Genomic DNA, 10,662 nt, shown 5'->3' on the forward strand with positions numbered 1-10,662 from the left:
GACAGAACCCCTCGACAAGGTTCATCGTCCCAGCTCAGAAGGCACTTTCGCGTTACCGCACAGAACCCGGCCCCACACCAAGTGAAACGGCGAGGTTAAGGCCGCGCAGCAAATCGCCGAGAAACTGGCTCGCCTGGCGGAAGGGGAGTCCGCTGCTGACCAAGCACAGGCCCGGATCAAGGTCCTCACCGGTGAAAAAATCGCGCGCGACACCCAATTCGCTTCCCTGGCGGGCCAGATCGATGAGGCGGACAAGGAAGTCCTGCGTCTCGCGCGCGCCATCGAATCAGCCGAGCAGGCTGCAGAGGGATACGTCCGGTCGCGCGAAAAGATCACCAGCACGTCCCAGGCAGAGCACGCGCACGATTACTCCGGCGCACCGCTGTTGCCCCTCCCCTCTCTCCAACACCGCTACCTGCAAGCGCAGGACGAGCTGAGAGGCGTTGAGGTCGGCGAGGACCAGCAGGTGCGAGCGGCGACAGCGCAGAAAGCACTGCTCGTCAGCCAGGAGGAATGGGACGAAGTCCCCGAACCAGTCCGGGGACTGGCCCTGGCCCACAGTCGTGATGGGCGGGCTGGTGACGCTGTTCAGCGCGACGCGATTCTGCGCGCCCTCACCGTCGAGATCGACTCCTACGACACGGCACTCCAGGGACTCAGGGATCAGGCGAGCCGGATTGAAGAGCGTGTCAGGCATTTGGAACCGGCAGTCTTGCCTAATGACGAAGAATCGACCGTCTGGACCCCGGCCACCGTCGCCGAGGCACGCGAGCTGGAAGTCAGGGCAGCAGGCGAACTGGGCACGGCTCAGAACGAGGAACGTCTAGCCCATGACGCGTTCAACACTGCTCGCCGCAATCAGACCAGTTCCACCAAGGACCTGGCGGCATTCGACCGTGTCCTGCCGATGCTGGAAACTGCAGTCCACGGCCTGACCGTCCCGCCGGACCGGCCGCCCTACAACGGCACTGCGGAAGCCGCTACATCCGCCGCCCGCCAGGCGGTCGCCGCCCACACCACCGGCCGGGACACAGCGCGCCAGACAGAGCGAAAGCTGGAAGGAAGCGTCAGCCGGCTCAAGGAAGTACCCGGCGATGTCCGATTCGAACGACTCGACATCCCCCTGCGTACACAGATCTCCGCCCTGGACAGCCACCACATCCCAGCGATGGCCGCCACCTGGACCAACGCACTGTCTTCCCGCATCGCAGCCCTGACCTCAGACCTCGAAGGCATGGCCAAGGCCCGCGAGACCCTCGCCTCACACCTCAGCGGCCACGTCACCGACCTCCTTCAGCGCCTCGACCAGGCCAGCCGCTTCTCCGCCTTCCCTGAGGGAGACGCCCCCTGGTCCGGGCAGAAGTTCCTCACCATCCGCTACAAGAAACCGGACCTTCCTGCCCTCACGGCCCAGATGCACGAATCCATCGACGCGCTGGCCGGCAATCAGCGCACCCGCAACCTCAAAGGCATCGACGTCGTGATGCGCTGCCTCCTGGCAGCAGTCCCCCGCGGGTTCACCGCAGAGGTCATGAAGCCCAATGCCTCCCAGCGCCTGGACCGCGTCCCCGTCGAAGAGATGAGCCGCGTCTTCTCAGGCGGCCAGGAACTGACCGGAGCCATCCTCTTGTACTGTGCACTCGCCGCCCTGCGCACTTCGCCCGGCCCCCGCAGCCGTACCCGCAACGGCGGACTGCTCCTGCTCGACAATCCCATCGGCCGGGCCAACGCCGGATACCTCGTTGACATCCAGATGGAGATGGCCGCCGCCCTGGGAATCCAGCTGATCTACACCACCGGACTGAGTGACGAGGACGTCACCTCGCGCTTCCCCATGCGCATCCAGCTCCGCAACGATGCCGAAGCTCGAAGCGGTCTCGCCCTCATCCGGCTCGAAGAGCACGTACGCAACGCCCTCATCCCTACGCCGCGCATCGCCCCCGACCAAGACACCGCTGAACCCGTCGGCATGCTCACCTCGGCACGCCTGTACAGGAAGCAGGGCGGCGCTCAGTGACCTCACCGCCAGACCACGTCGAAGCGCCGCTCTCCCCCGCCGCGGCACAACTCAGCGCCGCTCTCCAGGCCCGTGCCGAACGCGTAACGGTCAGCCGGGCCAGCGTCATGGAGGCATTCCGGGAATCTCTACCGGGCGCCGCCAGCGGCGACAACGCACGCAGCACCCTCGCCACGCTGCTGTACGAAATCGCCGAACACGGCATCATCGGCCTCCCCACCTCCCGCATCAAATGGGACGCCGGCCACCCCGCCCTTCCGGAACAGGTCCGGATCCCCACCGCACAATCGACGAAGCCCTCCAACCCACGCCAGCATGTGTCATGGCGACCAGAACTCAACTGGGCCTACGACGCCCAGCTAACCGCGTCCCAGACCGAAGACCTCCTCGCCTGCAACCGCTGGTTCCGAGACTCCCACAACCAACCAGCCCGACGCATTCCGCTGCCCCTGCGCGAGCGCTCATACGAAATCTTCCGCTTCGAAAAACGCCTCGATACGCTGATCACCGGAGCGCTTTTTGCCCCGGGCAGACTGACCCTCGAGCAACTCGCTACCTACCGTGAACCGCCCCCGCTGGCCCATCGCAGGCTTGGTGACGGCGACACTGTCCTCGTAGTCGAAAATAGCGACACCTACGCCACCCTGCGCCACCTACTCGAACCCGCCCCCGGCCGCATCCGATATATCGCCTTCGGTTCCGGACGAGCCTTCGAAGCATCCGTAGAAAACATCGCCGAGTTCCCCGACATCCACCACATCGTCTACTACGGCGACCTCGACGCCGAGGGCATCGCCATCCCAGCAAGAGCCTCCATCAACGGCACACCGCACGGCCTGCCACCGATCGAACCGGCAACTGCGCTATACCGCCGGCTGCTCGCCCACCAACCCACTGTCGGCGACATCATCGACATCGAACGAGCCCACAATCTAACTGCCTGGATCCCCGGAGAGCTTCAACCAGCAGTACACACCCTGCTGACCAAGGGACTACGCCTCGCGCAGGAGGCAACCAGTCGGAACGAACTCAGCACCGAGCGCGACTGGCGATGGTGAGCGTTCTTTAGGCACCGGTCGATCGAGACACCTACTGCTTAGCCGAGCAGTTCAGTACCCCTGATCTAGTTCCTCAGCATCGCGCACCGCAGATCGGTACACTCACGCACACCTCAGAACCCACAGCCGAATATTTGGAATGCTTGTTGGGTGAAACTCGTCTCTCCCACCACGGCCGACCAGTCGGCACAGAAGGCCCCCACTGCTTCGCAGCGGGGGCCTTCCTGAATGACCTAGAGGACTCACACTCACGTTCGAAGCGCCCTCGCTTAGAGCCCTGGCTCCTTCCGTACGTGCTTCGTGAGCGAATCAATGAATCCCGTGAAGTCTAGCTCCGGGTCGGGTTGACTGATGGGACGTTCGGGATCTTTGGGGGCCAACACAAAACAGGCAGCATCGTAGAGTCCATCCTCGACGAGTCTGCGGCAAAGTACTTGATAACGGTCAGCATATGAAGGTCGCCCCTCAAACGCCTCGTCCACTTTGAAGCTCGGCTTGAAGTCTCGCTTCGCACTCTGCGTGGATCCTTCTTCGTCCTCCAACAGGAATACGTATCCCAGCCAAGGTCGGGCATCGCCAAGAAGGCCCTTTGAGATGGCGCGCTGAGTATCTACAGCGCTCCCGATTGCTTCTTCTGTTCTGTTATTGAAGTTGTTCCCGAACGATGGCCCAGACTGTGACTTGAACTCAATAGCCGCAACCAGCTGGGTTCCATTCTTGACGATGAGATCCCATTGCTTGGTTGGCCGATAATAGCCAGGTAGCTCAGCCTTCTTACCCAGAGAGATCGAGCTGGCTGGGTATTCAAGTACGTCCACGAAGTGTTCCACGATCAGTTGCGTCAGAGCATCGAGATGGGCACCACCTGTGACGGCGCCCCGGAGCCCTGCGTCCCGCTTCCCCTCGGCGATTTGCCTCGCGGTCTGCTGCTCTCGCGTCTCCCAGTACTTCCGGACTGCGAGTTCGAATTTACCGTCCATGGACCCACCATGATCGACGTGCAGCCAGTGGGCAGGCCGCACGAGACTGGCACAGCTCTCAACGCTGCGGGCCTCGACTACCGAAGCCAGGGTCAGGCTAGTGGACCATGCCGTCTCGACGCTCGACATGACTGAAACACAACCCCAGACCCAGCCCGGTTCAGGTCCTGTTGGCGCAGTACTTTGCGAGATAGCTCTCAAGGGATGCCATAAAGCTACCAAAATCAATACCAGCACTCGGGTCCGGCTGCTTGACCAAGGCGCCAGGATCGGTATTCGAGAGGAGGAAACACGCTCCATCGTAGAGCTTGTTTTCCAACAAGCGTTCACAAAGCAAGCGATACCGTTCCTCATAGGATGGGTGAGTTCCATAAGCGGGATCCACCGGGAGAGAAGCACTCACTTGCTGCCGGGCCGGCCGCGTCGATTGAAGCGCCTCTTCCAGAATGAAAAAATATCCAATCCAGGGCCTATGACCATCACCTCTTTCCCTTCCGAGTAGCCCCTTCTTGTGGGCAAGCCTCAAATCTGTAGCACTCCCGATGGCCTCTTCGTTTCGATTATTCGCATTACTACTGATCTTCTCCACGGACTGAGATTTCATCTCAATGGCAAAAACAAGACGGTCACCATCCAATGCGACGATGTCCCAGTTCTTGCGTGGCCGGTAAACCCCAGGAAGCGTCGCGGCCTCGCCTCTCAAGAAGGTGATGGGAGTTCCCTTGCAAGCCTCTATCGCAGATTTGATCACGAGGTCTTCGACCGCAGCCATGTGCTTCCCGCTTTGAGTCCCACGCGAACGGGCCGCCCACATCGTGTGGACGGCCCGGTTCAAGGCGTCGTTGTTCCAGTTCGGTTGGGTGCTCATCGGTCCCCCATGTCAGCGTCAGTCCGGGATGCGCTCGATCCCGTAGACGCGGAGGGCCGCCTCTGTGGCGGCTTGCACATCGCGGTGATCAAACGCGTGTGCCAACGCTAGAGCATCGGTCTGACAAATGGCCTCGGGGCGAGGAACCCGGATGCGCCTCAGGTACTGGGCCTGGAAGCGGAGTGTGCCGCCCCGCATCCTCACGGCGTATGCCTCAACGAAGGTCTGGGCCACGCGAGATAGGAGGAGGCCCCCTAGAACCTTGATGTCCCATGTGTCGGACACAACGTAATAGAGGTTGTGGTGGGGGTAGTACCCGCCTTCATCCAGTACGGGATGAATAGTCAGCTTCATGTCCGGAAGCAGCAGCTTCGGCCGACCCGTCAGGCGCGCGTCGATCTTGTCGATCGTCTTGTACCAACGGTCAGGCTGTTTCTTTGCCACGTAACGGCCTTCGAGAGCTGTCCGATGCTTCTCGAAGTAAGCCCTCAGCCTGGGGTACTTGCCGAGGTCTACCAGCTCGCCGTCCTCATCCCACGGGTTGACCATGTAGGTGCCGTGCCACTCCAGGTGCCCGCTCTTGGCATCCTTCACCATCGCCATGGGGAGAAGCCGGTCCCTCTCCACGAGAGTCTCATCCTCGGTGAGAAAGACAGCGTCAGATCCTGTAGCAACGCCGATCCCGACCTTCGTCAAGGTCTCTTCAAGCACAGGGAACCGGTCGTTCAGGTCCTCAAGCAAGGCAAGGCGTGCGGGGCTTCCAGCCGGCCACGAGTCTGCTGCCGAGAACCAGTGAGGCAGTCGGGCCGCCTTGAAGCTGCCTGTGTTCGCAGCAGCGCGCTCCTCGTCGCCGATCCAGCTCATCAGCCGACGGGCTTCGTCCGCTCCGAAGGACTTCGTGGTATCGACCGCAACTGACTCGCCTTGTGGGCGATTGCGCAGGATCGTGATCGCCGGGTAGGCCGACACCTGCTCTTCAAAAGCATCGACGTCGTGCATGGTTGCAACGAAATCCATACTGAAGCGGTCGGCGACCAACTTACGCAGCTCACGGCCATACTGGTTACGCATCCAGCGATCCGCACAGATGAATCCGAGTGCCCCACCGGGCGTGAGGGAACCGAGGGCCCTCTCGAAGAATCCGACGTAGATATCAGAGCGGCCAACCATGGACGGATGACTCTTCCGGTAAAGCTGCATCCGCTGGTCTGGAACATCTTCCAACCGAATATAGGGAGGATTTCCGACAACGAAGTCGGCCTTCCCTGCGTCGTCAAATAGGTAGTCCCCATGCTGAATCCACTGACTGACGATGGTGTCAACCGTCTCGCGATCCCAGCCATCCGCAAAAAGGACGTCCGCCACCGCCTCGCGACTCGCCTTCACGTTACGACTCAGTAGATCGAGGGCACGGACCCCCTTAACGGGGAGGTCCCGTTCAAGCTTTCGACACACCGTGCTTAGGCGCTCAACGATGCTAAGAAGGAACGCGCCAGAACCGCAGGCGGGATCGACGATAGTCAATTGATCAAGATCCCGGTCGGTGGTGTACCCGACCAGGTCGAGGATCATGTCGACGACCCATCGGCGAGTGTAGACCTCGCCGTTGGCCACGGCCTCGGCAGGGATGGCCTCGGCGTGGACAGTGGCGCTAGGTGAGCTGGTGAGAGACACACACGTGAGGCTACCGTCTCCGGCGGCCCAGTCCGCTGCGAGGTGGGCACCACCAAGCGTTCCTGCGGGAAGGTCTGCTCCGTCCTTCGAACGCGCGGCTTGAGGGATATGAACTGAAGCAGAGACAAAATCCGCCATTAACGAAGTCCTTTTCTGGGGGCCCGCGGTTTCGCGATGAGGTAACTGTGACATGCCTCGCGAAGAAGTTTCCAGTCTTACGCGTCTGCCTCCAGCGAACTTGTATTTCATCGCAACGCCAGCCTCGAAGCATATGCAATTGGGCTCTATCGAGAGCAAATCACTCAGACCGCGAACGGCGAAGTGGACGCACTGACGACAGGTCCACGAACTCCTCGCCGCCGGGGCAATCCTGCTGGAATGCACCCGCAGAATCGGCCTGTCCCTGAACATGGTCAAGCGCTACGCCCGCCATGCGGAGCCCGACCGCGTGGTGCGTACTCCGACCTACAGGCCGGGCTTGGTCGCGCCCTACCGCGACCACCTCCGCAAACGCGGCACCGAGAACCCTGCCGTCCCCCACCACTCGCCTCCTCGCCGAAATCAGGGAGCAGGCGCCGGCCGGAAGACCCGCCATCCGGGCCTCAGCCAAACAGTCCAAGATCACAAACCCAGGGACGCCAGGCCGACCGACTGGGAAAGTGCACACCGGCATCTCCTGCTGGCCGATCGGAGCCGGCCACGCCCATTGCCACCCCCGGGCCGTAGTAGTCCAGGGCCCACCGACGCCCGCCGCGCAGCGATACGGCCGCGCCGCCTGCCCCCGGAGTGTGCGCGCCGCATGGCTAGCCTGCCTACCCTCGGCACACGCCCCTGGACCACCCGCGCGACTGGCTTGGGGCAGCGCGGCGGCCCGCCTCGGGCATGCCTCTGGTGAAAACAGGAGGTGGGCCCCTCAACTGCTTCCAGGGGCCCACCTGTACCCGACGAACTTGGGTTTTACCGCATCGGTCAGACTTGCAGAATCAGCGCTTCTACCTGTTCGAGCGTCGTAACGCTGGCCTGGGCCGCGGCCCGTACCTTCGTCAGCTTCTCCATCCACTCGATCCGCTGCTCGGCCGGGAGCGCATCCTCTCCGAGCTGGACTCGCAGACGGTGTGCCTCCTCGAAGTCGGTCATCAAGGTGTGGGCGGAGTCCACCGCCTGCTGGTAGCCCCCCTCGACGAGCTCGACACGGGCGGGCAGATCCCGCCGCAGCGTGGCCAAGTGGTCGCGCGGGTCGGCCAGCGGCACGCCGTGCGCGATGGTGGCAGTGGGATCCGTGCTGGTTCCGGCGGCCGTGGAGGAGTTGGCGGTACTTCCGGGGGCGGCCGGGGCGGAGCGACCGAGCTCCACGGGGAACATCTCGTCGAACCATGCCTTGTCTGCGACGTAGTTGGTGGGCCGTCCCTCGGTGTCAGGAGCAATCACCATCCCCGCGGTGATTGGCGTCCGGTCCTCGACCCAGTGCCGCTCCCCATAACAGATCAGGGGCGTGCCGTCTTCCACCTCGGGCGGTTGCATCGCGTCCGGGTGTTCCAGCACGGCCTTGGCGAACGCGAGGAGAAGAGCCCGGCTGATGTCTGAGGCGCTGCTCGTCGTGTACGCCAGTGTGAGGGCAGCGAGGGCGCTCTTGGGGGTGCGGCGCACGCCCTTGCGGCCGTCGCCCGCCTCGCTGCCCTGGCCGGGAGTGATGAACGGCTGCGGAGCGTGGATCAGGGCCGGTGCCATCCGCTGGACGAGGGCGGCCCAGGCGGTCGCATCACCGGCTTCTGCCCGGAGGAACAGCACCTTGAGTGACCGCGGGTCCTGCCCGGCGCCCTTTGCGGTCTCCGGGACGCCAAAAAAGCCCAGGGCGGAGAGGATGTTGCCCCGGTGCAGGAACAACTGGGCGACGGCGGCGGACCACAGACGGGTGCGTGCCTCTGCTGTCTTCGCCTTGGTCTGACTCCACGCCGGCTCCTGCAGCGTCCCCCTGACGATCGGCCAGAACCGTCCCGTATCAGTGCGCGCGTTCGTCACCTTCGGGGTCTCCGGCGGGATCTCGGGGAACACGAGCGCAGTGATGGCGCGCACCGCGATGTCGCGGAGCACGGCCGGGGAGACGTCGTCGCCCGCAGGAACGAGCGGCACGAGCGGGTCGAGCGATCCGTTGGCGGTCAGCGCGTCGCGTACCCCGGCCGGATCGAGCAGGTCCACGCCACGCGCGTCGGGGAACGCCTCAGCGAGCGCGTCCGCGAGGAGGGATTCGCGGGTGTAGGAGTCGACGAGCGTCGCGAACAGGGCGATCAGGCGCGCGTCCTCGTCGTAGGGCTGGATGCCGCGCAGGTGGTCGTTGACGTTCAGCGTCCGCAGGACGTGTTCCAGTGCCGCCGGCTTGGTGCAGCCGATCACGATCTCCGCGGAGACCGTGGCGATCTTCTCGGCCCGGACCGACGGGTCGGTCGCCTCCGTTTCCGGCTTGGCACCGGCCTCGTTGAGCCGGGCGGAGAGCCGGTTCAGGATCTCCCGCTGACTCAGCAGCAGACGTCCGGAGTCGGCCTTCTTGTCCTTCAGCATCGGCAGGAGGGACTGGGGCACCCCCGTGACCAGGTGCTCCGGACGCACGCGGAAGATATTGAGACGGGACTGCGCGCGGTTGTTCCCGGTCACGGCGGCCAGCCGCCACAGCTTCCACACCGTGCCGTCGGGGTGGGTGATCTGCCACTGCTGCAGGACGTTCATACCCTTGGAGAGCTGCCCCGCGTCCACCAGGGACTCGGCGAGGTCGTAGCCGCGTGTCTTCCCAGCGCGCTCCAGGCACTCAGCGGCGTACCGTTGCATGTGGAAGGCCACCGCGTACGGCTGCTCGGCGAGAGCCAGCGCCGCCTTCGGCTCCCCGTCCTCCACTGCGGCGCGGACCACCGGGCGCGGCCGTCGGCCACCGAGGGCAGTGAGGATGGCCTGACACTCACCTTCGAGCTCCCGCACCTGGCGCTCGGCGTCCTCGTGCTTCTGCACGGCCGCCGACAGGGCCTGCGCGGTGTATGTGTCATCCCCGGCCGCGCGACGACAGGTCTCTCGCTCCTTGTCGGCGGACTTCGCGGTCTTCCTGGCTTCGTGCAGCGCCAGCTCGGCGGCGATGAGGTGCTTGACGCGCTTACTGGCCTCCGCGACGGGCGGCGACCAGCAGCTGACGGTGCGGTCGTTGAGGTCCCACGGGACCACCGCAGCACCGTGGACATCGCACATGAGCAGGAGTACCTGCTCCTCGCCAGCCTGTACGAGACGGTAGGCCGAGGGCTTGAGTACCTTCTTGCTGTTCCGGGTGGCGATCAGGCCCTTGATCTCGGTGTCCGGGAGAGCGGTGGCCAGACCCTCGGTGATCGCCTGCCGGGGAGGGGGTACGACCCCGAGTTCCGCGCAGGTGTTCTCGATGGCGTCTGCGAGGTTCCGGCCCCAGACTTCGGTGCCGATGTGCGGGAAAATGCCATCAGGTCGTTTTGCGACCATGGTGTTGTCCTTCCACCCGGGCGTCCCGGGCGAACACAGAAACTCCCGTCCGTCGGGAGCGTGTCACGCGCCCGAGCGCCGAAGCCTCGTGCCGACGAAGGACAGGTCGACACCTGTGAAAGGGTGTGCGACGGTCCTCGCCCCGTACGGTCCACCTGCCAACGCCCGAAGAACGACCAGCCCAACAGCGCCTCGGCGGCACCTGGACATCTCGCAGCTTGCTCCTGCTCCACCGACGGCGGCATGAGGCGGACGCCAGTGATGAGCCACCGACGTGCACCACGGAATCTGCCACTACGGTCGAAGACGCGGCGATCCCAAGCCGCCGAGTTCACCAGATCAGATGAATGATTTCTCAACCGGCCCCTTTCTCAAGCGGGTTGAGATATGCCGCCGCCGCAGGGGTCACGGGTGAGATGGCACCCCGGTACGCCTCTACGACGAATCTCGGCCGCCCTCTGATTGGCACCGAACCTCGACTTAGGCACTGTTTCTCGGATCATGTGCGGAGCCAGATGAGGAGGGCTGCGAGGGTGACGGTGCCTAGGTAGATGTAGGCGCGCTTCTCGTAGCGTG

Annotated in this window: 6 protein-coding genes and 1 pseudogene; 3 read left to right on the top strand and 4 right to left on the bottom strand. The window is 63.9% G+C overall.

Features of this window, described 5'->3' with window-relative positions; all coding sequences use genetic code 11:
* The first annotated feature begins 466 nt into the window (after nucleotides 1-466).
* Both ACZ6KY_RS41840 and ACZ6KY_RS41845 read left to right on the top strand, forming a co-directional pair.
* Nucleotides 467-2,017 carry a hypothetical protein gene (locus ACZ6KY_RS41840; protein WP_469315484.1) on the top strand — a complete coding sequence of 517 codons (1,551 nt, stop codon included), beginning with the start codon at nucleotides 467-469 and terminating at the stop codon, nucleotides 2,015-2,017.
* Entirely contained in the window at nucleotides 2,014-3,075 is a 1,062-nt protein-coding gene (locus ACZ6KY_RS41845) for a Wadjet anti-phage system protein JetD domain-containing protein (RefSeq protein WP_469315485.1), read from the top strand. The genes ACZ6KY_RS41840 and ACZ6KY_RS41845 overlap by 4 nt, the downstream gene beginning before the upstream one ends.
* A gap of 269 nt (nucleotides 3,076-3,344) precedes the next feature.
* Here the strand turns inward: ACZ6KY_RS41845 and ACZ6KY_RS41850 are convergent, their stop codons facing one another.
* From ACZ6KY_RS41850 to ACZ6KY_RS41860, 3 genes are all read right to left on the bottom strand, one after another.
* Nucleotides 3,345-4,055, bottom strand: a complete 711-nt coding sequence (locus ACZ6KY_RS41850) for a PaeR7I family type II restriction endonuclease (RefSeq protein ID WP_469315486.1) — start codon at nucleotides 4,053-4,055, stop codon at nucleotides 3,345-3,347.
* Between the two features lie 160 nt (nucleotides 4,056-4,215).
* On the bottom strand, nucleotides 4,216-4,923 hold the full coding sequence (locus ACZ6KY_RS41855) for a PaeR7I family type II restriction endonuclease (RefSeq protein ID WP_469315487.1): 708 nt from the start codon (nucleotides 4,921-4,923) through the stop codon (nucleotides 4,216-4,218).
* An 18-nt stretch (nucleotides 4,924-4,941) separates the two neighbouring features.
* Nucleotides 4,942-6,597 (bottom strand): Eco57I restriction-modification methylase domain-containing protein, encoded by a 1,656-nt coding sequence (locus ACZ6KY_RS41860; protein ID WP_469315488.1) that lies wholly within the window; start codon nucleotides 6,595-6,597, stop codon nucleotides 4,942-4,944.
* 337 nt (nucleotides 6,598-6,934) lie between these two features.
* On the opposite strand from ACZ6KY_RS41860, the pseudogene ACZ6KY_RS41865 reads away from it, so the two are divergent.
* Nucleotides 6,935-7,135: pseudogene (locus ACZ6KY_RS41865) on the top strand (ISL3 family transposase); the annotation flags it as partial.
* Between the two features lie 431 nt (nucleotides 7,136-7,566).
* On the opposite strand, the gene ACZ6KY_RS41870 reads toward ACZ6KY_RS41865, so the two are convergent.
* Nucleotides 7,567-10,086: a hypothetical protein gene (locus ACZ6KY_RS41870; RefSeq protein ID WP_469315489.1), complete on the bottom strand. Its 2,520-nt coding sequence runs from the start codon at nucleotides 10,084-10,086 to the stop codon at nucleotides 7,567-7,569.
* Between the last annotated feature and the right edge of the window lie 576 nt (nucleotides 10,087-10,662).

This window comes from Streptomyces sp. NPDC042002, assembly GCF_055588305.1.

Coding starts and splice junctions, on each gene's coding strand:
- ACZ6KY_RS41870 (WP_469315489.1), bottom strand. CDS start 10,086: ATGGTCGCAAAACGACCTGATGGCATTTTCCCGCACATCGGCACCGAA.
- ACZ6KY_RS41855 (WP_469315487.1), bottom strand. CDS start 4,923: ATGAGCACCCAACCGAACTGGAACAACGACGCCTTGAACCGGGCCGTC.
- ACZ6KY_RS41850 (WP_469315486.1), bottom strand. CDS start 4,055: ATGGACGGTAAATTCGAACTCGCAGTCCGGAAGTACTGGGAGACGCGA.